The 24,054-nt window shown below is 46.0% G+C and carries 24 protein-coding genes; 10 read left to right on the top strand and 14 right to left on the bottom strand.

Features of this window, described 5'->3' with window-relative positions; genetic code table 11:
• Positions 1-79 precede the first annotated feature (79 nt).
• The 4 genes from JQC93_RS19080 to JQC93_RS19065 all read right to left on the bottom strand — a co-directional run bounded on the left by JQC93_RS19080 (position 80) and on the right by JQC93_RS19065 (position 4,233).
• Positions 80-763: a GntR family transcriptional regulator gene (locus JQC93_RS19080; protein WP_205159931.1), complete on the bottom strand. Its 684-nt coding sequence runs from the start codon at positions 761-763 to the stop codon at positions 80-82.
• 173 nt (positions 764-936) lie between these two features.
• Entirely contained in the window at positions 937-2,487 is a 1,551-nt protein-coding gene (locus JQC93_RS19075; protein ID WP_205159930.1) for an AMP-binding protein, read from the bottom strand.
• An 11-nt stretch (positions 2,488-2,498) separates the two neighbouring features.
• Positions 2,499-3,803, bottom strand: coding sequence for a malonyl-CoA decarboxylase (locus JQC93_RS19070; RefSeq protein WP_205159929.1), 1,305 nt, complete (start codon positions 3,801-3,803; stop codon positions 2,499-2,501).
• Positions 3,804-3,849: 46 nt separating this feature from the next.
• Entirely contained in the window at positions 3,850-4,233 is a 384-nt protein-coding gene (locus tag JQC93_RS19065) for a YciI family protein (protein ID WP_205159928.1), read from the bottom strand.
• A 180-nt stretch (positions 4,234-4,413) separates the two neighbouring features.
• Between JQC93_RS19065 and JQC93_RS19060 the strand changes: the two genes are divergently transcribed.
• The 5 genes from JQC93_RS19060 to JQC93_RS19040 all read left to right on the top strand — a co-directional run bounded on the left by JQC93_RS19060 (position 4,414) and on the right by JQC93_RS19040 (position 9,149).
• Entirely contained in the window at positions 4,414-5,094 is a 681-nt protein-coding gene (locus tag JQC93_RS19060; protein ID WP_205159927.1) for a malonic semialdehyde reductase, read from the top strand.
• A 123-nt stretch (positions 5,095-5,217) separates the two neighbouring features.
• Entirely contained in the window at positions 5,218-6,300 is a 1,083-nt protein-coding gene (locus tag JQC93_RS19055; RefSeq protein WP_205159926.1) for a C4-dicarboxylate TRAP transporter substrate-binding protein, read from the top strand.
• Positions 6,301-6,401: 101 nt separating this feature from the next.
• The gene (locus JQC93_RS19050; RefSeq protein ID WP_205159925.1) at positions 6,402-6,962 is read left to right on the top strand and encodes a TRAP transporter small permease subunit; all 561 of its coding nucleotides are present in this window, start codon (positions 6,402-6,404) and stop codon (positions 6,960-6,962) included.
• On the top strand, positions 6,959-8,266 hold the full coding sequence (locus JQC93_RS19045) for a TRAP transporter large permease (RefSeq protein ID WP_205159924.1): 1,308 nt from the start codon (positions 6,959-6,961) through the stop codon (positions 8,264-8,266). Before JQC93_RS19050 ends, JQC93_RS19045 begins: the two co-directional genes overlap by 4 nt.
• 10 nt (positions 8,267-8,276) lie before the next feature.
• Complete coding sequence (locus JQC93_RS19040) at positions 8,277-9,149, top strand: dioxygenase family protein (RefSeq protein ID WP_205159923.1); 873 nt, start codon at positions 8,277-8,279, stop codon at positions 9,147-9,149.
• A 110-nt stretch (positions 9,150-9,259) separates the two neighbouring features.
• On the opposite strand, the gene JQC93_RS19035 is transcribed toward JQC93_RS19040, so the two are convergent.
• A complete protein-coding gene (locus JQC93_RS19035) occupies positions 9,260-10,468 on the bottom strand; it encodes a cystathionine beta-lyase (RefSeq protein WP_205159922.1) in 1,209 nt (402 codons plus the stop codon).
• 84 nt (positions 10,469-10,552) lie between these two features.
• A complete protein-coding gene (gene cls, locus JQC93_RS19030; protein WP_205159921.1) occupies positions 10,553-12,007 on the bottom strand; it encodes a cardiolipin synthase in 1,455 nt (484 codons plus the stop codon).
• Positions 12,008-12,367: 360 nt separating this feature from the next.
• Here cls and JQC93_RS19025 point away from each other — a divergent pair, with 360 nt between their 5' ends.
• From JQC93_RS19025 to JQC93_RS19010, 4 genes are all read left to right on the top strand, one after another.
• Positions 12,368-13,798: a sodium-dependent transporter gene (locus JQC93_RS19025; protein ID WP_408068619.1), complete on the top strand. Its 1,431-nt coding sequence runs from the start codon at positions 12,368-12,370 to the stop codon at positions 13,796-13,798.
• A gap of 104 nt (positions 13,799-13,902) precedes the next feature.
• Positions 13,903-14,616 (top strand): TIGR01621 family pseudouridine synthase, encoded by a 714-nt coding sequence (locus JQC93_RS19020; RefSeq protein ID WP_205159919.1) that lies wholly within the window; start codon positions 13,903-13,905, stop codon positions 14,614-14,616.
• 26 nt (positions 14,617-14,642) lie between these two features.
• Positions 14,643-15,584, top strand: coding sequence for a class I SAM-dependent methyltransferase (locus tag JQC93_RS19015; RefSeq protein ID WP_205159918.1), 942 nt, complete (start codon positions 14,643-14,645; stop codon positions 15,582-15,584).
• 22 nt (positions 15,585-15,606) lie between these two features.
• A complete protein-coding gene (locus tag JQC93_RS19010; protein ID WP_205159917.1) occupies positions 15,607-16,086 on the top strand; it encodes an NYN domain-containing protein in 480 nt (159 codons plus the stop codon).
• Here the strand turns inward: JQC93_RS19010 and JQC93_RS19005 are convergent.
• From JQC93_RS19005 to JQC93_RS18970, 8 genes are all read right to left on the bottom strand, one after another.
• Positions 16,083-16,703, bottom strand: coding sequence for a CDP-alcohol phosphatidyltransferase family protein (locus JQC93_RS19005; RefSeq protein WP_205159916.1), 621 nt, complete (start codon positions 16,701-16,703; stop codon positions 16,083-16,085). The two genes, JQC93_RS19010 and JQC93_RS19005, sit on opposite strands and share 4 nt — an antisense overlap.
• On the bottom strand, positions 16,693-17,337 hold the full coding sequence (locus JQC93_RS19000; RefSeq protein WP_205159915.1) for an ATP-binding cassette domain-containing protein: 645 nt from the start codon (positions 17,335-17,337) through the stop codon (positions 16,693-16,695). The genes JQC93_RS19005 and JQC93_RS19000 overlap by 11 nt, the downstream gene beginning before the upstream one ends.
• On the bottom strand, positions 17,300-19,027 hold the full coding sequence (locus JQC93_RS18995; protein ID WP_205159914.1) for an ABC transporter permease: 1,728 nt from the start codon (positions 19,025-19,027) through the stop codon (positions 17,300-17,302). Before JQC93_RS18995 ends, JQC93_RS19000 begins: the two co-directional genes overlap by 38 nt.
• 12 nt (positions 19,028-19,039) lie before the next feature.
• On the bottom strand, positions 19,040-20,197 hold the full coding sequence (locus JQC93_RS18990; protein WP_205159913.1) for an ABC transporter substrate-binding protein: 1,158 nt from the start codon (positions 20,195-20,197) through the stop codon (positions 19,040-19,042).
• A 150-nt stretch (positions 20,198-20,347) separates the two neighbouring features.
• Positions 20,348-20,761, bottom strand: coding sequence for a type II secretion system pilot lipoprotein GspS-beta (gene gspS2, locus JQC93_RS18985; protein WP_205159912.1), 414 nt, complete (start codon positions 20,759-20,761; stop codon positions 20,348-20,350).
• A complete protein-coding gene (locus JQC93_RS18980) occupies positions 20,761-21,057 on the bottom strand; it encodes a YciI family protein (RefSeq protein ID WP_205159911.1) in 297 nt (98 codons plus the stop codon). The genes gspS2 and JQC93_RS18980 overlap by 1 nt, the downstream gene beginning before the upstream one ends.
• Before the next feature lie 27 nt (positions 21,058-21,084).
• Positions 21,085-21,486, bottom strand: coding sequence for an acyl-CoA thioester hydrolase YciA (yciA, locus tag JQC93_RS18975; protein ID WP_205159910.1), 402 nt, complete (start codon positions 21,484-21,486; stop codon positions 21,085-21,087).
• Entirely contained in the window at positions 21,486-22,025 is a 540-nt protein-coding gene (locus tag JQC93_RS18970; protein ID WP_205159909.1) for a septation protein A, read from the bottom strand. Before JQC93_RS18970 ends, yciA begins: the two co-directional genes overlap by 1 nt.
• Positions 22,026-22,381: 356 nt before the next feature.
• Here JQC93_RS18970 and JQC93_RS18965 point away from each other — a divergent pair, with 356 nt between their 5' ends.
• A complete protein-coding gene (locus JQC93_RS18965) occupies positions 22,382-24,013 on the top strand; it encodes a methyl-accepting chemotaxis protein (RefSeq protein ID WP_205159908.1) in 1,632 nt (543 codons plus the stop codon).
• Positions 24,014-24,054 lie beyond the last annotated feature (41 nt).

Below are 24,054 nucleotides of genomic sequence, written 5' to 3'. Positions count from 1 at the left end.
ATTACTGTTGCTAAGAATTGGAATTAAAAATATCGATATTTTTAATTCCAATTATAGGTTGGGATATCAAAGGGTGCGGCTAAATCCAAGCGTGAAGTCGGCTTTTCTCAAGTACCGACACCAATCCTTTCCCTGTACGCTTGTAGTGTTTTATCAATGAGTCGGAGGCGACAGAGGCATTTCTATCAAGCGTTGCTTGCAGGATTTCACCATGCTCATCACTTACTTTCCGGTTTTGATAATCAACGGACTCTTCAGCAAGGAAACGATAGCGGATATTTTGATCATAAAGTTGATTGCAATAGCGAAGTAGGATGGGGCTATTGCATTGACTTATGAGACCCATGTGAAAGGATTTGTGGGTATTTTCCCAAGTTTCAAAGTCACTTGGGTCAGCGCGATTTAATCGATGGTGCAGGATGACGAGTTTTTCCTCCCACTGTTGATCGCCAAACTCTATGCTTTGTTGCAGCGCAAGCACATCCAATTGACATCGAAGCATTAAAATTTCGTCAAAATTGGCACGGCTAATGGGGGCAACGATGAAACCGCGTTGATCTAGCCGATTCACCAAACCGTCTGAGGTCAGTAGGCTGAGCGCTTCACGAATCGGAGAAGCACCAATGTCGAGTCTGTTTTTTAATGACTCTATCTTTAGCTTCTCGCCAGGGGACAATTCACACTTAATGATCATGGTACGCAATTGATGGTATACCCGATTAATTGCCGTTTTACCTTCTTGTTCCAAGATTATTTCATTCATACTGTTCCTGCCTTTATTCTATTTTTGATTTAGTCAGGCCACCCAAATCAAACGAATATTCTTATTATTTCTAACCAACTATTGTGTTGATATACCCAGCCACTGAGCAAGCAGATGTTATAAAGTAACTAGAGCAATTCATCAACTTAGAAATGCTCTAGCTGACTTACCGATCAACTATTTTGGAAAAGTTGTTGGTAAGTCTCTCTTAATTGGGCTTTTTGTACTTTACCCATAGTGTTTCTCGGCAGTTCATCGACCACAACAACCTGCTTAGGGCGTTTATAGCTGGCAAGTTGTATTTGCACGCTCTCGTTTACCTGAGCAAGCAAAGAGGGTGCTGGTTGGCTAGATTGAGAACTGGACTGAGGGACGACAACAGCTACAACAGCCTCACCGAAGTCAGGATGTTGGATACCAATAACCGCCGACTCTTCAACGCCCTCAACGTCATCGATGATAGATTCAATTTCTTTGGGGTAGACATTGTACCCGCCAGAAATGATCATATCCTTTGAGCGTCCAACAATGGAGATGTATCCTTGTGAGTCTTGTTGAGCAAGGTCCCCAGTTAAAAACCAGCCATCGTCACTGAATTCTTCTGCCGTTTTTTCAGGCATGTTCCAATAACCGCTGAACACATTGGGTCCCTTTACCTCTATTTGCCCAATGTCTCCTAATGCAACTTCTGAACCAGAGTCTGGATCGCGCAGTCGTATCTCTACACCGGGTAAGGGTAACCCAACGGTGCCCGGGCGTCTGTCTCCGTCATAAGGATTAGAGGTGTTCATATTGGTTTCGGTCATGCCGTAGCGCTCTAAAATTGCGTGTCCCGTTTGCTGTTGCCACTGAGTGTGTGTTTCAGCCAATAGTGGTGCCGAGCCAGAGACAAATAAGCGCATGTTTTTGACGGTGTCTTTGGTAAGATCTGGGTGGCGCAATAGTCGAGTATAAAACGTTGGAACGCCCATCAGCACTGTTGCTTTCGGTAAGTTCTGCGCAATTTTATCTGCATCGAATTTTGACAAAAATAGTAAGCTTGAGCCAACAGTAAGCGTGATGTTTATGGCGACAAACAAACCATGGATATGAAAAATCGGCAGCGCATGAATGAGCTTGTCTTCTGGAGTGAATGCCCAGTACTGCGCAAGCATTCTAGCATTTGATGCTAGCGCACCGTGTGACAGCATTGCCCCTTTCGAGCGTCCCGTTGTACCAGAAGTATAAAGAATAGCGGCTAAATCTTCGGCGTTTCTTTCTATAGCCAAAAATTCACCTGTGACGTTGTCACGCGCTTCAATCAGAGTACCAGATTGACCATCGTCGCTTAAACTAAGCAAGGCTGGCACTTTGGTACGCTGTTGAAGCTCATCCATTGTGCTAATGGTAGTGTCATTGGCGATAAACAACTGAGGCGTCGCGTCGTTAAGAAAGTACTCGACTTCAGACAATGTATACCCAGTATTTAAGGGCAGGAACACTGCGCCTGCGAGTACACTCCCAAAGTAGACCTCTAGCATGGCAATGGACTTACCTGCTTGCACCGCGACTCGGTCGCCTGGTTTAACCCCATGATCTTGAAGTACTTTAGCAACGCGCTCTGCGTTAGCGAACAGTTCTCCATAGCTGACGCGCTGCTGAGACTCCAATTCTGCAAACAGAGTGTCGGGTTTTGAGGAAGTGGCTTTACACAGCGCGTGGGCAAGATAGTTGTTGTCATACATAAGCAAAGTCCTTATTGCATTTTCTTGTGCAGTTTTTTAATCGACGAAGAGGTTATGATGCTGCCGTTGGTTAAGAAGGCTTCGTGGTTCTTCTCGATGAACTTAAGATCATATTCATAGTTCACCATGATGCCAAACGAGTCATTGAACCCTTGTTGGGAGCTGTTGGCCCACAAGTTAATCCTTTCTAAATGCGCGCCGTTACCAAGATGAAATCTCGACACGGGGTCAAAGGGGCCCCCGCGACGTGACTTCGCATCTAATAAGTATTTGGCGGCGAGCCGCGAGAGTTGTTCGCTGTGTTGGTGCTTAAAGTCGTCGGATAGGGGTAACTCTGCAGCTTGGAGCGCATCGACCAGTATACGAGACTCTTGGTCAAGGTCTGGATCTGTACTAAGCCATTTGCACAGCGTTGGCACTGGTGACATGGTGATAAATGTTTTTAAATTTGAAAGCTCGCGTTTGAGCTCTTCTACCACTTGTTTTATTAGGAAGTTACCAAAAGATATGCCCCTGAGCCCAGCCTGACAGTTAGAGATTGAGTAGAACACCGCAGTGGATGCGCTTTTTGGATCTAGCGCTTCACGGTCTGCTGATAAAATTGACTCAATGGTCGTGGGTGTGTCACTGGTTAAAGCGACTTCGACAAAAATGAGCGGCTCGGACGGCAGAGCAGGGTGAAAGAACGCGTACAACCGACGATCTGCTTCATCGACACGTCTGCGCAAGTCGTCCCAGCCTGTGATTTTGTGTACGGCCTCGTATTGAATAATTTTCTCGAGTATCTTTGCAGGGGTCGACCAATTGATCTGCTCGATTCGTAAAAACCCGCGGTTAAACCAAGAAACAAATAAGTGGCTTAAATCTTTATCGAGCGATTTTAATCGCTTGTCGTTTTGGCATAATCGAAGTAAATCTTCTCTCATCGCAACTAAGGTGGCGGTGCCTCCAGGGACTCGATTGAGCTGTCGAAACAACTCTTGAGAGCGAGGCTCTGATGAGAAATGAATATGCCTTGCAAGGTGGATTTCTGGTGATTGCTTCCAAAGGTCGTAAGCGTGCTGTAGAGCTTCGACATCAACACCAAAGTCTGTGGCGAGCGTACTAAAAAACACCAGTTTGTCACTGTCGGACAATGTGACATAGTCATCGAGAATCTCTCTAGACAGCGCAAGGCTAGTCGCCTCGCCTGTATTGTTAAGAAGGCGCTCGCATTTTTCGGCAACAGTTTGTTGTTGGTTCGTTGACAGCATAGTACTGCCAATATCCGTGACCCTAAATAGCAGGTCTTCAATCATAGTGCTCCAATTGGGCATGGCAGCCTCCTTACATCGACGCTTTATGTTCGCTGGTTAGTAGCAACTAAAATCCAACCGATTGTGCGGCCAGTTTGACCGAGAGATTGAAACTCCCTTCATTGATCAGCCATCGCTTAACGGCGAACGAGCGGGCATTAGATTGGTGCATGGGGTCATCTTGAGCAAGTTGCGTAGCGTGCTCAAGGCTCGTTGCTCGATAAACTATAAAGCCTGTCCCATTCATTTCTTCACCCTCTGCGGAGGAGAGGGGGCCTGCGAGCATTAGCAGTCCGTCTGCTTCTAGTTGTCGTTGGTACTTTAGGTGCTCAGGGAGGTTTTGCTTAATGACCTCCATCTCTGCTGCCGGTGTGCTATGTACGACATACACCTCCAAGGCCAATGCACCTCGCTCTTGTGCCTCTAACTTATACTGATTCCAAGCCACCATGTATCACCTCCCAGTTGTGAAAATTTTGTTACCATAAAATATCGATTTTATTTGACATAACCCTAAATCATCGCTAAAAGTAATGCAAGTGTTAAATAATTGTAGTCAAATGACGCTGTAAAGAAATATCGATTTACATTTTCTTTACATTTAATTAGTGCCGCTGGAAAGGGAAAATCTATGTCTGAGCTTCAATCTATCGATCAAACCCCCGTATCGTTAGAGGAATTACGTGCTATTGCACAAGAGAGTGTTCGTTCGTTGCGTGAACGTAAGCCGCGATTGGATGATGAATCTATCGATGTGATCTTGAGGGATGCCCGTTCTCACTACGCCTGGCAAGATAAGCCCGTTGCAGAGTCAATCCTACGAGAGCTCTACGATATCGTCGCTAATGGCGCAACCAGTATGAATTGCTGCCCATCAAGATTTTTTTTCGTAACCACAGATGAAGCCAAAGACAAGCTCGCTTTAGCGTTAAAAGATAAAAATATCGATAAAATGAAATCTGCACCCGTATCAGTGATCATTGCCTACGATCTCGATTTCTGGAAAGAGCTTCCATTTTTATTCCCTCATGAAGATCGCAGGCCTCTGTTTGAAGGCAAAGCCGACTACTGTGAGCGCACTGCGTTTCTAAATGGCACGTTACAGGGCGCCTATTTGATGATTGCTGCGAGAGCATTGGGGTTAGATGTTGGGCCAATGTCTGGGTTTTCGAACCAGATAGTTGATGAGACTTTTTTTAAAGGCACCACTCTTCGATCAAACTTCTTGTGCAACATCGGCTATGCCGATGAAAGCGCACTGTTTCAAAAACTACCAAGATTCGACTTCGATAAAGTATGCACCTTTTTATAGTTCAAACAGCGTGAGTCTTACCCAAGCTGATTGAGCTGGAATCATAGAGTAAAACAAAGAGTTAAAGCAATAAAAACAGTTACTACCACGATGACGTGAAACCTAATCAACAGGATGATGATAATGATTAAACTATCTCTACACACCAAACCTAGACTTTTGGCCGCGACCGTTGCAGCGATGATGGCTTTTCCTGCCAGTGCCGTGGAGACCATTAAAACCGTTGTGATTGATGGGTACCCGGCTAAGTCGATGTGGGTTCAAGAGTTTTCAAACTTTTTCATTCCAGAAGTCGATAAGCGCTTGGCCGAAACTGGAAATTATCAGATGGAATGGCAGGAGTCTTACGGCGGCACCATAGTAAAACCAAAAGGTGTTTTGGAAGGCGTTAAGTTGGGCTTTGGTGATATCGGCATCGTCACCACCATATTCCATAGTTCTAAACTGCCCAGTCAATCACTGTCAGCCGCAACGCCATTTGTGTCTAATGACGCGCGAGTCGTAGCGAAAGCAGTGGATGAAATTGCCCGTGAATACCCAGCTATGCAGGAAGAATTTGCCAAGCAAAAACAAGTCTATTTAGCCACAGGTGTTGTGCTAAATACCTACCAACTCTACAGCAACAAGCCAGTTTCATCGTTAGACGATCTAAAAGGTGACAAAGTGGCAGGAGCCGGTATGAACTTGCGTTATCTAGAAGGTGTTGATGGCGCGGCAGGTGTTCGCGGTGGGTTGACGGACTTTTATAACATGTTGCAAACGGGCCTAGTCGATCATGCGATGTTGTGGCCAGAAGCAGCGAAGACTTTCAAAATCGCTGAAGTAGCGCCTTATATGGCTCGTGTTGACTTTGGTTCTGTGAATACCAAAACGGTCACTGTGAATCAGCGTTACTGGAGTAAATTGCCTGATGAAGTGAAAACGGTGCTTCAAGATGTGGCGATAGAGTATCGAGATCACCTTGCTGAGATTGCGATGGAACGTGCGCAAGAAAGTGAAGAAGCGTACCTCGCAGCAGGCGGTCAAATTATCGATTTAACCGATGACGCTAAAAAAGCCTGGGCAGATTCGATGCCAAACCTTGCTCAAGAGTTGGCGACGCAATTAGATAAAAGCGGCGAGTCGGGTACAGAAATGGTTAACGCCTATTTAGAAAAGCTAATGGCGAATGGCGCGGATCCAGTTAGAGATTGGTCGGTTAAGTAACTCAAAGACGTGCCCATTAGGTAACAGGCCAATCGAAGAGGTCGGCCAAATGGGCACATTTCCAACAAGGATTGGTTAAATAAGACAAGGAGTTGCTGTCAATGCCAAGTTTTTTGTTGCACCAGTTTAGGCGAGCAACCAGCATTACCAATGGCATCGCTATGGGAGCTAATACTGCAGGTACGCTTGCGGTACTAATGTTGGTACTCGTTGTGAACTACGACGTGGTTGCACGTGGTGTGTTCAATTCGCCCTTTATGGGCGCAGTCGAAGTAGTGCAGTTTTCGATGGTGCTGATTGTATTTTTACAACTGCCCGATGTAATCCGAGTGAATCGCCTGACGCGTTCAGATGGGTTCTTAAGTGTAATGGAGCCCCGATTTCCTAGGGTCGTTTTGTGGTTAAGACGATTAATCGATACTGTCTCTGCAGCTTTAATGGCGTTAATTGCCTTTGCAATGTGGCCAGAGTTTGTCGAGATGCTCGAAACGCAGGACTATTTTGGGGTTCCGGGTGTGTTCACCGCTCCGTGGTGGCCGATTAAACTGACCATATTTTTAAGTACCTTACTGTGCGCAATCATATTCGCCTTAAAAGTCGTGCTTGCTAACGATAGCCAAGCCAATTCAAATGCAACGAAACAACAAGGCGGTAAGTCATGAGTCCAACAGAAATAGGCTATTTGTCCGTTGTTGCAATCATTGTGTGCGTGTATCTCGGGTTCTATATCCCAATAGCACTAACCGGTGTGTCCATTGTCGCTATATGGATGCTACGCGGTGATATGGAGCTATCCATTAACCTCATGAAAATCGCTATGTCTGACAGTGTCATGGAGTACACATTTGCCACTGTACCGCTATTTACTTTTATGGGACTGGTGGTAGCAAAAGCAGGTATGGGCTCTGACATTTATCAAGTGATGAATGCGGGCTTTAAAAACATCCGTGGTGGTATTGGTATGGCGACGGTGGGTGCAAACGGCGTGTTTGCAGCTGTCACTGGCTCATCCATAGCGTCTGCATCTGTGTTTTCAAAGGTCTCAGTGCCACAAATGCTCAAGTACGGGTATAACCCACGTTTTGCTGTGGGTGTAGTTGCAGGATCCTCGGTATTAGGGATGATAATTCCTCCTTCAGCCATGCTGATCATTTACTCATTTGTAGCAGAGCAGTCGGTTGGGGACATGTTCTTGGCCGGTGTGGTACCAGGCATAATGCTCACGGTCGCCTATATATTTGCGATTTGGTTTATGGGGCGTTTCGTTTCACAGTTTGTTGGTGGCACTAAGGCGCTGGATCAATCGTGGATGCCGGTTAAGGAAATCGTAGAAAAAACGGCACCTCTTATCGGATTGATAGCCATTGTGTTGGGTGGAATATACACAGGCTGGCTAACGCCAGTAGAGGCCGGCGCAGCAGGCGCCGCGTGTGGTTTGATCATCGCGTTCGCACGTAAAAAAATGACGCTAAAAATATTTTGGCAGACTCTAATAGAAACCGGTCACATTACTGCGTCAATACTGTTTCTAATCACCGCAGCATCTATATACAGCCGCATGCTCGGTATTGCGGGACTACCCAACGAGTTAGCTGTGGTACTTGAAGAAAATCAGATGGGCATTGTGGCCACTATGGCGATTTATGTTTGCTTGATGTTGTTTCTGGGAACACTGCTCGACACCGCCTCGATCATTCTGATTGTTGTACCCCTGTTTTTGCCATTAATTGAACCCATGGGGCTGAGCCTAGTGTGGTTTGGCATAGTTACGGTAGTTGGCGCGGAAATTGGGCTGCTTACCCCGCCATTAGGCATCAGTTGTTTTGTCATTAAATCGAGTTTGGATGACGATCGGATCAGTCTAAAAGACGTCTTTCTAGGCGCGCTGCCATTTGCATTTGTAATGCTGGTGGTGCTGATCTTACTCATTCGTTATCCAGTTTTAAGTATTGGGATTTTAGGTTAAGGGATTAAATATGCGCACAGTTACCGCAGATAATATTACAGATACATTTATTGGTTATTTTGGGGAAGAGACCGATCCAAGAGTGAAAGAGATCATGTCGAGTTTCGCCAAGCACCTTCATGGTTTTATTAAAGAAACAGAAATTACCCATGATGAGTGGCGCTATGCGTTGGAGCTGCTGAAATGGACGGGGGACATCACCACCGACGAGCGCAATGAGTTTGTCTTGCTATCGGATGTTCTTGGTGTCTCTTCACTGGTTGATATGATCCATTCAAACCCTATTGCGACAAGTTCAAGTGTATTGGGACCTTTTCACATCTCTGATGCACCTCCTAAAGAAAATGGAGCCGACTTTAAGCGCCACTACCCTGGAGAGGTGATCCTTGTAGAAGGGACCGTAAGAGACACTGATGGAAACCCAATTGCTGGGGCTAAAGTCGATATCTGGCAAACAGCACCAAACGGAAAATATTCATCACAAGATGAAGAGCAAGACATACATAGTTTTCATGGCATGTTTACCGCTGACGAAAATGGCCGTTACGCGTTTACGACTGTGCGGCCGGTCAGTTACACCGTTCCAAGTGATGGCCCGGTAGGAAAGATTCTAAATGCTACAGGCCGACACCCATGGAGACCGTCGCACCTTCACTATATTGTGTCGGCAGAGGGCTACCGCTCGCTGGTTACAGAAGTCTTTCCAGACGACGATCCTTACCTAGATCAGGATACCGTGTTTGGGGTGCGAGAGGATTTAGTGACCACCTACACCGCAAAACCGGCAGGTAGCTTCCCAAGTGAAGGTTTTGAGTTGTCCGGTAAAGTCGACCAAGCGTATTCACGAATTGATTTTGATCCCATTATCGAAAAATTAGATTAGCGGGTTGATTGAGCTAAAACATTATTTTGATTGATGCGATAAAAAACAAGCGGTGATAAGTATTAACTTATCACCGCTTGTTTTTTCGATATCGCGTTTACCGTGAAATATTACGCTTGAGCGACTTCTTGTTCTTGTAGAACCGTGTTGTAGCGCTGTAAACCTGCTTCGAGATCCTCAATGAGGTCAGAGACTGATTCTAGCCCTATGTGCAAGCGGATTAAGGTGCCTTCAAAGTTGGGATTTGCGATGGTTCTTAGTGAGTTAAATGAGCGAGGCTCATTGGCCAATATGAGGCTTTCAAAACCTCCCCACGAGTAACCCATGCTGAAGTGGTGCATACCATCAAGCAGTGCGGTCGTTGCTTTGGTGTTGCTTGTTTTAAGGACAAAAGAGAACAGCCCATTTCCGCCAGTAAAATCACGTTTGAAAAACTCATGCCCAGGGCAGGTATCTAACGCTGGGTGACGCACATGGTCTACCTCTGGCCTTTCTGCTAGCCACTGAGCAACTTCTAGGCTTGCATCCTGGTGCTGCTGAAGGCGAACGCCTAGGGTTCGTATACCGCGCAATGCCAAATAGGCATCGTCTGGCGAGATACATTGACCCATTAAGTAGCTCTGCTCTCGCAACTGAGGCCACAATTCTTCGCGCGCTACAGCGGTGCCTAGCATAACGTCTGAGTGCCCCACAATGTATTTTGTCGCCGCCTGAATGGAGATATCGACACCGAAGTCAAACGGTGAAAACTGCACACCAGCCCCCCAAGTATTGTCGAGCATCACAATAATATCGTGCTTATGAGCAATAGCAGAGAGCGTTGGTATGTCCTGAACTTCCATAGTGATGGAGCCAGGTGATTCGGTGAATAGAATTTTAGTATTAGGTTGGATCAACGACTCAATCTCTGCACCTAACATTGGGTCATAATAGGTCGTTTCAACGCCAAGCTTTTTAAGCATGGTGTCGCAAAAGTCGCGCGTTGGTTCATAGCAAGTGTCCACCATAAGGATGTGGTCACCAGTCTCGATAAACGACAATATCGCGTTAGAGATTGCTGCTGTTCCGCAAGGATAAAGTGCGCAGCCTGCACCACCTTCTAGCTCAACCATCGCGTCTTGGAGGGCAAAGTGAGTTTGCGTTCCGCGACGTCCGTAGAACAGGGTTTGATTGGTGCGATTGATCATCGCATGCTGTTTTTCTGCCACAGTATTAAAGACTACGGTCGATGCACGTTGAACAGACGGATTTACAACACCATTAGTCCATTTCTTGCTTCTACCTGCGGTGACATAGTTGGTGGCTTTGGTTTTACTCATTAGACTTCCCTGCAAAATGTTGATGCTTCATTTAAACCATGAGGTAGCAGGGTTTGGCAAGTGCTTTTTGCGTGAGAGCGTTAACTAGAGCAGGGGACTGAACAAGAAGAATGCGCGCTCTAAGAATCGATGGGTTAGGCTACGGTTAGACCAAGCGGCTTTATCGAGACGGTGAGATTGGTCGATGTATTGACGTTGCAGCCAAACCATCTCTTCGGTGAAGGCTTTATCGTCAACCACCAATGTGACTTCAAAATTTAACCAAAGACTGCGCATATCGAGGTTAACAGTGCCCACTAAGCAATAGGTATCGTCGATGACAACCGACTTAGTATGCAATAGTCCCCCATGAAACTCGTAAATCTCGACACCTGCCGACAACAATTCGGCGTAATAGGCGCGACTGGCCCACTGAACCATAATGGAGTCATTTTTTTGAGGAATGATCAGTTTTACCTTAACACCACGTTGAGCCACTGTACGTAGGACTTCGAGTAACTCTTCGCTCGGAACAAAGTAGGGTGTGGTGATGGTGACACTCTTATCCGCTCGACTGATCGCAATGCCGAGCACTTGTTGGATAAGATTGTGTGGCATTCCGGGGCCTGATGGCACCACTTGTATTGGGTGTAACTCTTCGAGTGTCTCAATGTGGCATTCAGGGTGAGAAGGTAAAGACTGTATTCCGGTTTCTACTTCCCAGTCCCATGCATGTATAGCAGCAAGAACATTTACCGCTGGGCCTTTAACGCGGATCATAATATCGACCCATTCACCCACACCTGCGCTTTGTTTAAAGCAACTCGGGTCAACCAAGTTCATTGAACCGGTATAAGCAATGGTGTCGTCAATGGCGATGATTTTTCGATGTAAGCGTAGGTCAAGGCGTCGTAAAAAAGCACGCAAAGGATTTACTTGTAGCGCTTGTACGACGTTTACTCCAGATAGCTTTAAACGCTTTGGCCAGTCACTTCGGAAAAACGAGACACTGCCAGCAGAATCGAGCAGCACTTCAACTATGACGCCGCGTTGGGCAGCATTCATTAGCGCGCGTCCGACATTGTCGGCTAAGCCGCCAGGGTGCCAGATATAAAACTCCATTCGCACGTGCTCTTGAGCATTATCGATATCGTCGACGATGGCATCTAAGATGCCTTTGGGCGTTGTAAGCAGCGAAAGCGTATTGAACCCTAATGCGGGTATGTCCATGCGGTTAGTACAGAGGTGGTCGATATGGGCGATCTGGGTCGGCATTTTATCGGGGACGTGAGCGGCGCAATCGTGCAGTTGGTTGAACCATCCTCGATAGGCTTCGAACATCTGGTCGGCACGCTCACCTCGTTTACGTCCTAGGTTCAGTTCACCAATAAGGAAGTACATGATCACCCCAAAGACGGGAAGAATATAGATGATCATCAGCCAAGCCATTGAGACACTGACAGATCGTCGTTTTATGACCACTCTTAAGGTGACACCCGCAACAAGTACCCAATATAGGCCGATTCCGGTTAATGTGAGTACTCGGTAAAATTCTTCCATTGATAAGCTTTTGTCGTTGTTCGCTTTTTCAGATTCTAATGGCAAATGAGCGGAAAAGCAGACTGTTTTGATCAGAATCTTGACTCAGAAGTGAGCCAAAGTGAAAAACTTGTCAAATATTGTTTCGGAATGTTAATTGGTGGCTCAAAAAATGAGCTAAGATGAAAATTTCAACACGATCTGTCGAAAATTTGAGCTTGCGCGGCAATATATACCATTGCCGCTTTCAATTTTAATTCGAAACTGTTTTACTTGCACCTATTGAGCGTCGATACAAATTTTATGAAGTGTAAATCAAAATTTACACCCTCTTTTGGACGCCCATGACACATTGCAATACACAACAATATTTTTGGAGTTATAGTGGCTACTACACCTTCTACCCCACGTGATAATTGGGGTTCCAGACTTGGATTCGTAATGGCAGCAGCTGGTTCTGCTGTTGGCTTGGGTAACATTTGGAAGTTCCCATACACCGCTGGTCAAAGCGGTGGTGGTGCATTCCTCATGATTTACCTACTGTTTGTTATTTTTATCGGCTTTAGCGTGATGCTGACAGAGTTTGCGATTGGTCGTAAAACTCAGCGCAGTGCAGTTGGTTCGTTCAAATCAACGGATAAACGTTGGACGTTTGTTGGCTTTATGGGCGTGCTAAGTGGCTTCCTGATTATGGGTTTCTACCCTGTAGTAGGTGGCTGGTCGCTAGCATACATCTTTAAAGTAGGCGGCGGATTGCTCAACACACCTGAAGCGATCGGCGACAGCTTTGGCGGCTTTATATCTAACCCTGTTCAACCTCTTATTTGGATGGGTATCTACATCGCTCTTAACATTGCGGTGGTGATTAAAGGTATCTCTGGTGGTATTGAAAAGGCCGGTAAGGTTCTTATGCCACTATTATTCTTGATCCTAATCGTGGTTGCAGTGAAGGGTATTTCTCTTCCTGGCGCGACAGCAGGTCTAGAATTCCTATTCAAACCAGACTTCTCTAAAGTAGACAGTTCAGTGGTACTTGCAGCTCTTGGTCAAGCGTTCTTCTCGCTAAGCCTTGGTATGGGTGCGATGATCACTTACGGCTCTTACCTTAAGAAGAAAGAGAACCTAGTACAGACTACTGCGATGGTTGTATCTATGGATACAGCGGTTGCGATTCTTGCTGGTGTGGCTATGTTCCCTGCAATGTTTGCATTCGCGATTGAACCTGCTGCAGGCCCTGGCCTTGTGTTTGTAGTTGTACCTCAGCTATTTGCTGAAATGGGCGGCACAATTGGTATGCTGTTTGCGCTGATGTTCTTCATTGGTCTAACGGTAGCGGCACTGACTTCATCAGTATCACTTCTAGAAGTTGTGGTTTCTTACCTCATTGATGAAAAAGGCCTTTCACGTAAAACTGCGGTGTTTGGCGCAAGTACTATCATGGCTATTATGTGTATCTTTGCATCGCTATCGCTTGGCGGTCTAGGTCCAACAATTTTTGGCACTGGTGCATTTGATGTGTTTGACTTGCTAACCGATAAAGTATTCCTAGCGGTTGGTGGTATGTTTATCTGTATCTTTGCTGGCTGGCGTATGAGCCGTAGTGACCTTGAAAAAGAGATCACTAACGACGGTGAAGTATCGTTCCCACTATTTGGTCTATGGTACAACCTCGTTAAGTTTGTTATCCCATTTGCAGTTGCGATTGTGGCTTACATGGGTATCAGCGGTGGTTTTGAGAGCGGTCAAGGCCCTATCATGCTGTTAGGTATTGCAATCATTGCGGTTATTGCTTTGGTTTCGAAAAAGCTGTAATTACTCTCAGAGAGTAAAATAGTGAAGCGGAGATGCTGTATGCATCTCCGCTTTTTTTATATAGTGTGCTGCCAAATGGCATTTACAGCGCGACAGAAAAGATTATGTTTACATTGATCCATCAACACCCTGACTTTGTCGTGGTCAACAAACACCCCGGTGTGAGTGTTCATAAAGATGACAACGAGCACGCCTTCATTGACTATGTTGAGCGAACCTTACAGATAGAAAAGCTATTTCTAGTGCACCGTTTAGATAAGATGACCTCTGGTTTGCTACTGTTGGCGACATCGAGTGTAGCGTGTGCGGCACTGGCTCAACTTTTCTCCTCACGACAAATCAACAAATACTATGTTGCGATCAGCGACAGTAAGCCGAAGAAAAAGCAGGGGCTTATTTGTGGTGATATGCAAAAATCGAGACGCAGTGCTTGGAAGTTGTTAAAAACAACACTGGATCCTGCCGTTACCCAGTTTTTTTCAACCAGCGCCGGTCAAGGGCGTAGGCTGTTCATTTGTAAACCCTATACGGGGAAAACCCATCAAATTCGCGTTGCGCTTAATTCCTTGGGTTCGGCCATTTGTGGTGATGCTATCTATCAACCAAATACCGCAGGCAATGTCGACAGAGGCTATCTGCATGCTTTTCAATTGCACTTCTCGTATCTAGGTGAAGATTGGCAGTTCGAGTGCAACCCTTGCGAAGCCGAGAACATGGGGGAGCTTTGGCATGCGCCGGAGGTGAAAGTGGCACTATCGCAGTGGCAGTCTCCTGAAACGCTTAATTGGCCAAAGCTACCTGCTCGCTTTAATAAGTGAGTTTTTAACTGTTTAATGAGACTTTTATGACTACTCCTTCTCTTAATCTTCTTATCGACATAATTGATAAGGCATTAGCGCAAGAAGCTCAGCATCACCGCCGTCTTTTCCATGGGCGAGGCCGCACACATGCTGGGTTAGAACAGATTACCGTGGACCTAATAGCCGACCAAATGGTGGTGTCCCTTTTTAAGCCTGAAGAGCAGTCTGATTTAGACCTTCTCAAGCAGGCATTACTCGAGCGTTATACAACGTTATGGAGTGAACGATACGACGTCTCTGCGTTACTTTTACAGTATCGTTATTCTGGAGCGCCGCAGATGGAATGTTTGGCCGGTGACGTCAACCTGCACCCCGTTTTTGTTGAAAATGGCTTAAATTATCAGCTGACGCTAGGAAAGAACCAAAATAGCGGGTTGTTTTTTGATATGAAAAACGGACGGAAATGGGTACAAGCCCAGTCAAAAGGTCAGCGAGTCCTGAATTTGTTTGCTTATACCTGCGGGTTTTCCGTTGCCGCAATGGAAGGAGGGGCCGACCTTGTTGTTAATGTCGACATGGCGAAAGGTGCTTTGTCCACAGGACGCGATAATCACCGTTTGAACCAACACCCCTTAGAGCGGGTAAAGTTTTTTGGTCATGACATTTTTAAGTCGTGGGGAAAAATTAAGAAGTCAGGCCCATATGATTTAGTGATCATCGATCCTCCTTCTTTTCAAAAAGGCAGCTTTGCACTAACGAGCGATTACCAAAAAATATTGCGTCGTCTGGAGTCACTCACGACAGCAGATGCTAAAGTGCTGGCATGTGTTAATTCGCCCGCGGTGACCAGCCAGTTTTTAATTGATGCAATGGCTGAACACGCGGCAGAATTCGTTTTTGAGTCGCGCCTTGACAACCCAGTAGAATTTGCCGATATCGATGAAGAAGCGAGTTTGAAATCGCTGATATTTAGCAGGAAATCCTAAATTGGAACACCCAGAGGTAAGTATGCAAAACGTAGCAATATTTGTAGATGTACAAAATGTGTATTACACGACACGTGATGCATTCGGACGGCACTTCGATTACAACGCATTTTGGCGAACCGTAAGTAAGGAGTTCAATATTGTTGAGGCCAATGCTTACGCCATCGCTAGTTCAAATCCAAAGCAGCGTCAGTTTCACCATATCTTGAGAGGGATTGGTTTTAATGTAAAACTTAAACCTTTTATTCAACGCTCGGATGGCAGCGCTAAAGGCGACTGGGACGTCGGTATCACCATTGATGTATTAGAGAGCACCATTACTCAGCAAGTTGATAAGATCATTTTGGTCTCTGGTGACGGTGACTTTGATCTACTGGCTAAGCGTGTGCAAGAGCATTATGGCAAAACGGTGGACGTGTATAGCGTTCGTGCACTATCGGCGCAATCCCTTATTGAGCAGTGTACTCACTACACAGCCATTGATGATTCGCTACTACTCTAAACCGACTCAGCGTGTTTTATGGTGTGGTAGCCGTACCAGATTCGCGTCATCGTGGTGAAAAAGCACATTAATGCAAATACCGCCGCGATGAGTGCGAAATGGTGGGGCAACAAGCACATAAGAATAAAGCAGCTTATGGTCTCGGTGCCTTCGGTTAACCCGCTCATGTAATACAGCGATTTATTTTGATACACCGGATTGGCGAGCTTGTAGCGACTCGCCATGATCGCAAATGATAAAAAGCTAGTACCGGTGCCCACAAACGCAAAGATCAGCACGGCCCCAGCGATCGCATTGTTTTCAGGACTTGCGAGTACAAACCCAAGTGGGATACTTGAATAAAATAAGAAATCTAGACTGATGTCTAAAAAACCTCCAGAGTCACTAATGCCTGTTTGCCTTGCAACTGCACCATCAATCCCATCAAATATCCTGTTAATCAAGATAAACACTAATGCCAAAAGATAGTGTTCCGTTGCGAGCAATGGTAACGCAACCGCACCCAGTGCAAAGCCCGCTAAGGTCACTTGATTCGCTGTAATTCCTTTCTGATGAAGATGATGACCGATAACATTAAGCGGTTTTTTAATAACAGCAATTGCGTACTTATCTAGCATCTTGCACTCCTAACTTAATGAGACGCTGTGCGTCTGGAACATCTTCAATATCGTGGGTGACCATGATCGCTGGAAGTTGATGCGTGCGTATTTGCCCAAATACCCATTGGCGAAACTCGTCTCTTAAATGCTTATCCAGTTTACTAAAAGGTTCATCCAGCAATAGTGCACGGGGCTTAGCCATTAAACAGCGCAGCAGTGATAGACGCGAGCGCTGCCCACCCGAAACCTGATCTGCAGAGGACTCAGCTAAGTGCTCCAGTCCTATTTCAGACAGCGCAGCGATCGCGGCTTGGCGGCGGTCTTTTCCTTTTACAGAGTTAGGTAACGCGAAGGCGAGGTTTTGCCAAATGTTCAAATGTGGAAACAGCAGATCTTCTTGGAAGAGCATTCCTACGTGGCGAAGATGCGGCTCTAAATCACACAGCTGAGTGTTATCTAAACTGATATGACCTGTATAGGTGAAATCAGGATGCAAATGGCCGGAAATGACTTTCAACAGCGTTGATTTACCACACCCACTTGGCCCCATTAAACTAAACACTTCTCCGGGTTCAACAGAAAAGCTTATAGGATCAAAGAGTGGCTCCCCATTTTTAGGATTTATTTGTAGGGACTGTATTGAAAGTGTCATCAGACGCTCGCTGTTGTTGAGAAGTTAAAGTTGAATGGCGTGTGCTAACGGCCCGTTTTGATGCGCTTTTATTGAGCCAGACGCTGGCGAGCATCGCGATGGAGTAAAATATTAAAGGCAATAACGTCTGCCAAAGACCGTATATAGCCATAATGCGTCGGTCACTACCACTGGTTAGCGCTACGGCTTCAGTGGTGATCGTGGTAATGCGCCCCCCACCGAGCATCAGTGTCGGCAAATACTGAGCAAGGCTTACGCTTGCTCCAATTGCCCAAGCAAACAGCAGAGGCGGTGCGAGTAAGCGACACTTAACGGCAATAAAGGTGTACAGAGGGCTTTTACCAAGGCTCAAGCTCACCTGGCTATATCGCTCTTCATAGGCCAACCACGGCCCTTTTAGTGATAAATAGACATAAGGTAGGGCAAAAAACAGGTGAGCCCAAATGACCCAAAAAAGATGGTTATCAGGTGCGATGACTAACGCCGTTATCTGCAATCCAAACAATAACGACAACTGCGGAATGACCAGTGGGATCAAAATCACGATGAGTGGCAGTTTGAAGCGTCCTTTAGACTGCAGTTGGAGTAATGTCGCAGTCAACACTGTTGCCACGGCGGCGGTGATGAACGCAAGCAGTGTGGAGTCCCAGAGTGTGGTCGAAAGACTATGCCATTCGTTTTGCCAAAACTGCCACGACCAACTCGTGGGCATGATGTCAGGAAAGCGCCAACGTTTTGCCACGCTCCATACTACCAGTAGGGGAATGATAAACAGATACATGATCTGTATGAACCGGTAAGGTGTATTGCCGACGGTCCACAGTGCTTTTTTGCCAGAAAACTGCCACGAGTTCCATCGATTGAGCAGCGCTTTTTCTAGTAGCCAGTACGCTGTTAACGATAACAGCGTGACGACGGCAAGCACCACTGCCCCTGACGCGGCGCGTGGAAGTAACTCTAATTGCGGCTCGTTAAACCATTGCCACACAAGCACCGCAAACGACGTGGGTTGTGTTGGACCAATGATCAATGCGACGTCAACGACACTAATGCCGTATGCCAACACAGAAAAAATCGCAAAACGCATTTTTGGCAGCCAGATCGGTAAGATCACTTTCCACCAAAATTGTGACTTGGAGTAACCCAACCCCGACGCAACAGGAAGTAGCTTGGCGTAGGGTATTTGTGACAGTACAGAGAGACTCATTAACAGTAGAAAGGGTGTTTCTTTCAAGATCAATATAAAGATGAGTCCAATGCCATAAGGGTCTTTAACGAACCACTCAAAGAACGGACTATCGCTAAATAGTGGCTCGATTATTCGAGCAATAAAGCCGGTTGGCGCCCAAAGCAGCGCAAACCCGATAGCAAAGCCCACATGAGGAAATGCCAACATTGGACTTAACCATCGCAACAGGGACGTCATGCGATGACTGTCCCAACTGCGATGTAGTATTGAAAAACAGAAATAGACCGACAGTACCGTGGAGACAGTTGCCGTCACTATAGTAATACTGAGAGAACGCTCGACACCGGGCCATTGCCAAACCATGTTCCAATAGTCGATCCCGACGTGATTGAGGCCAAGCATCGGCATATAACCTAATGCCGATGCAATGACGCCAAATATTCCGGGGATCAGCGGTAAAATTGAAAGCGAGGCAATGAGCCATCCAAGTGTTCGGTACATCTTTATCCGTTATTATTGATTGTAGCGCTTTAACCACGCTTGCTCGAGAGCGGTTTGCCAGCTTGGGTGTGGCTCAGGTACCGATTTATGCAGCTTGGTTTTAGCCGCACTACCAGTCAGTACAGATTGCTTCAATACCGACGGGTCACCCCAAATCGACAGATCGCCTTTTCGTGATTGTGCTTCTGGGCTCAATAAGAAGTTGATTGCCACTAAAGCACCAGCCTTAGACTGGGCATTCCATGGGATCGCCATAAAATGAATGTTAGACAGTGCGCCAGATTGCATTGCATATGACGCGGTGCTTTCTGCGAGTGTACCGTTTTCTTGCGCCGAAAATACCGCATTAGGGTTAAACGAAATGGCAAGGTCTAGCTCACCATCATCAAGCAGTTGTAGTGTTTGCGCTGTGCCTGATGGAAATTGTTTACCTGCACGCCAACTATTTGGGTGAAGCTCGTCTAGATAGCTCCATAAAGGTGCTGTAAACGCGTCAAACGTTTGTTCATCAACCGGTTGTTGCAACTGTGGATCGTTATTGGTTAGTTCAATAAGCACGGCCTTAAGGAAGCTGGAGCCATGAAACTCTGGTGGCTTAGGGTAGCTAATTTTTCCAGGGAATGCTTTTGCGTAACTAAGTAGTTCGGTATAAGTCTGAGGTGGGTTATTGAGTGTTTGTTGATCATGAATAAACACCAGTTGCCCAACACCCCAGGGTGCTTCTAAACCGAGTGTTGGTTCAGAAAAGTCGCTGTCTACTGGAAGATCGAGGTTTACATGTTGCCAATTCGGCAATGAAGGTGCAAAAGGACCAAACAGCAGTTGGTTGTTTTTCATCGACTTAAAGTTTTCGCCGTTGATCCATACCATGTCTACAGAGCCGCCCGAGTGGTTGTTCGCCGCTTTTTCTGCCAATAATTTTGCGCCTGTTTCTGCAATGTCGGCGACTTTCACGTGCTTTAGCGTCACGTTATATTGAGATTGTAGTTGTTGGTCAGCCCATTTTAAGTAGTTATTGATCTCTTGGCTGCCGCCCCATGCGTGAAAGTATACTGTTTGGTTTTGGGCTTGTTCAATGACAGCATCCCAGTCGTTAACGTCTGGATTTGTAGCTGAGGCTGCGGTTGAGATTGCCAGCGACAATCCAGCAATGAGTAGAGTTTTTTTCATGGTTTCCTTTCCAAGATTGATTGGTCTGTTAACAGACCGTGCTTTCTAGCACTTTCTTTCACCGTTTGTCATTTTTTTAAATGTTGAGCTGTGGAAAGCGATATACAGGCTCTAGACGAATAGAACTAGAGCCTTATTTACGTCTGATAGCTAGGAGCCTGGGGCACTAGGGTTGCAGGTGCTTTCGCTAATTAGCTCGTTTACGGTCAGTTGACCACGGCTGTTGCGAATGCGAATTTCATACACTAACCCTTGCTTCAACGTTGTTTGTATCTCACTGTTGCTGCAGTAATACTTTTCGGCTTGTTGATATAGCGCCTGTGCGGACAGCGTCGAATCGTCAGCGTAAAGCATCTCCAAAATAACTCGATTTTGCTTGGCTTGAGCACGAACAATAGACAGCGAACCATAACTGACTGGAAGACCAGAAGAGAGTATTTCGGCTCTACGATCAGCAAGTAATTCGAGTTCACGTTGCTGCTCCATTTGAGAAGAACAGCCTACGCTGACTATCGCGGCGGCAACGAGCAACGTACGCCCTACGAACCGGAAGACGCTGGTCACTAGAGCACCTTCTTAAAAGGTTTGACGATCACATTGCTATACACGCCAGCTTCGATGTAAGGATCCGAGTTTGCCCATTGCTGAGCGTGTTCTAACGAGTCGAACTCCGCTATCACAGTTGAGCCCGTAAATCCTGCTTCACCTGGGTCTTCAGTATCTAATGCTGGCATTGGACCTGCAGTAAGCAAACGCCCTTGGTTGCGAAGCGCTTCCAGTCGAGATAAATGTTCAGGGCGTACTGACTGGCGAAGCGGCAATGAATTTTCTACATCGGTTGCAAAGATGACGTACCACATAAGTCATTCCTTATTCTTAGTTAGGCGTTAATCTGGGTTAATGGGTCTTGGACGGCCGTCATCATCAATGGCGACGTAATTGAATGTGGCGTCACAAACCATGTAACGCTCACCCATTCCTGCATTGCTTACAGGCCTTACCCACACTTCTAAGTCAATAGACATAGAAGTTCGACCTATTTTAGCGCATTTACCGTGACAACATACGACCGCGCCCACAGAAACAGGACGTTTAAAGGTCATACTTGAAACTGATACCGTGGCAATGCGGCCACCGGAAATTTCTTTGGCGAGCATGCCCCCTGCTAAATCGAGCTGAGACATTATCCAACCACCAAAAATATCGCCATTGGCGTTGGTGTCGGCGGGCATGGCTAACGTTCTGAGTAGCATCTCACCGTTGGGTGACTTGGTCGATACCTGTTCCATTATTCTTCTGATTCTTCCTTTGGTAAATGTTTGTATATGTACGCCCCAGTAATGAGCGTAAACAGCAGTGTCCCAATCAGTAACCCAAATACTTTAAAGTTAACCCAAACGTCTAAAGGTAACTGAAAGGCGATATAGATATTGAGAAGCGCTGCAGCGATAAAAAAGCCTACCCACATCCAGCTAATTCGTTTCCAGACGTTGTCTGGTAAGTCAATTTCTTTGACTAGCATGCCTTTGATTAATGGTTTTCCCATCCAGTCGGATACAACTAGCGCACCGGCGAAAAGGGCATAAACAATGGTCACTTTCCATTTGATGAAATTATCATCTTGTAAAGCCAGTGTCATGCCGCCAAACACAGCAATCATCACTAGGGTAACCCATTGCATTTTTTCGACTTTTTTATAAATAAGGTAAGTGATCACCACTTGCACTGCGGTCGCGGCGATCAAAGCCCCTGTCGCAACGTATATGTCAAAAAACTTATACAGTACGAAAAATATCACAAGGGGTAAAAAGTCAATCAGCTGTTTCATCATAAAACTGCAATATAGAGGGTTAACCCCAGTCTAACAAGGATTGAGAATCAGTCCAACCTAACTCGCAAATCACTGCGTCGAACCATTTTGTAGGAACGGGGAAAGTAGTAGCTAAACACTAACAGACTCTGCAGAGCTATATTTATACGCTTAATTTGAGGCTGTAACTTTAGCAATTGCTAATGAAAATGACTTATATATCGACAACTTAGCGAATAAACCAGCAACTAGGAATTAAATAGAGTAAATCTTCATTTTTACCTCAAGTCACCGATGCAACGGCCGATGAGTAATTAATCGTTACATAAAGATACAAATTCGACTTTAAATTACAACGTCAAAAGGATGTTCACATGCACAATTATCTAAGCAGGCTGAGTGTGGCAACAAAGCTTCGAAGTTTAATTGCCTTTTCAGGCATGCTCATATTGTTTACCCAAATAATGGGGGTTTACTCCCTCAAAGAAGAAGCGATAATTGAGCGAAAGCTCGCGGCTGAGTCGTTAGTCGATGTCGCTCTGACCCAATTTTCTTTACTAGAAAAGCGCGCGCAACAGGGACAAATTAGTGCAGAAGAAGCGCAAGCTCTGGCGATTGAATTTGTTAATCAAACTCGTTATGCGGGCAATGGCTACTTCTTCGTGAATACGCTAAACGGGGATATGGTGGTACACCCAACATCACCAAACCTTAACGGCCAAAACATGCTTCGCAGCAGTCAGGCGCACATTACGTACGCGTTTACAGAAATTACAGCTGCGGCACGACGCGGGGGAGACTTTGCAACTTACGACTGGCCAATTCCTGGATCGACCGCTCAAGAAGAGAAACTCACTTTCGTTAAACCCTTTGCCTCTTGGAACTGGTCGATTGGCACCGGTGTGTATATGTCGGATATCGAAGAGTCATTCAGCGAGCTGCTAATAGAGAAAACCATATTGTCCGTTGTTGTGATCGGTTTATTGGTGTTAATGGGTGCTCTCATTGCGCGCAACATCATCGAACCTTTGCAAGCGATGCAATTAAGCGTTGCGAAAGTAGCGTCGGATAGAGATTTAACCATTCAGGTTCCCGTTCAAGGCACCGATGAAATTGCGCAATTAGGCAACGCGTTTAACACCATGACGCAAGAGTTAAAAGAGATTGTCGGTCACATTCGCGGCAGTACGGATTCTTTAGCGTCACAGGCTGAAGAGCTTGCGACCGTCACGGTGCAGATTAAAGGTGGTGTAAACAACCAACTTGAGCAAACGACCGCTTCGGCAACCAGTATTGAAGAAGTAAACGTTAGCGCTACGTCGATATCAAGTTCGACAAACGATGCCTTAGATATGACGGGTGCAACCAGCTTGGTTGTTGATGAAGCCTCTATGCAAGTTAAGCAGAATGTTACAGTGATCGAGCGCATCGCCGATCGCGTTGATGTTGCATCGAATCACGCAGAAAAACTGGCACACTCGTCGAACGAAATTGGCGAGATTTTAGATGTGATTAAGCAAATTGCCGAACAAACGAACTTGTTAGCCCTTAATGCCGCTATCGAGGCAGCACGAGCTGGTGAGCAGGGCCGTGGTTTTGCCGTGGTTGCTGACGAGGTAAGAACTCTCGCATCGCGCACGCAAGAATCTACAGGTAGCATTCAAGATATTATCATGCAGCTCCAAAGCGAAGTTGCATCGACCGTAGACGTGATGTCTGAATGTAGAACTCAAACGGAAGAGGGTATGACAATTGCTCAAAACTGTGGTGAAGCGTTAAGCTCAGTCAATACAGCAATTGAAGAGCTCAGAGTAATCACTACCGACGTAGCGGAGGCGACCTCAAGCCAGCAAGAGCAGCTAACACACATCAGTGCAAATACTCAGAGTGTGGCCTCAGAAGCGCGAGATTCTCAAGAGGCGACCTATCAAATGGGGCAGTCATCTGAGCATCTAAGCCAAATGGCCCAAAATCTGAATGAAATCGTTAATCGATTTAAGATTTAAGATTTAGCGGTAAGACTCGTCACTTGGGTTGCTTCATGTAA

It is taken from the genome of Vibrio ulleungensis (genome assembly GCF_016900875.1).
GTDB classification, from domain to species: Bacteria; Pseudomonadota; Gammaproteobacteria; order Enterobacterales; family Vibrionaceae; genus Vibrio; species Vibrio ulleungensis.
The sequence above is the reverse complement of the archived record's forward strand: the minus strand, read 5'-3'. Positions and strand labels throughout refer to the sequence as shown.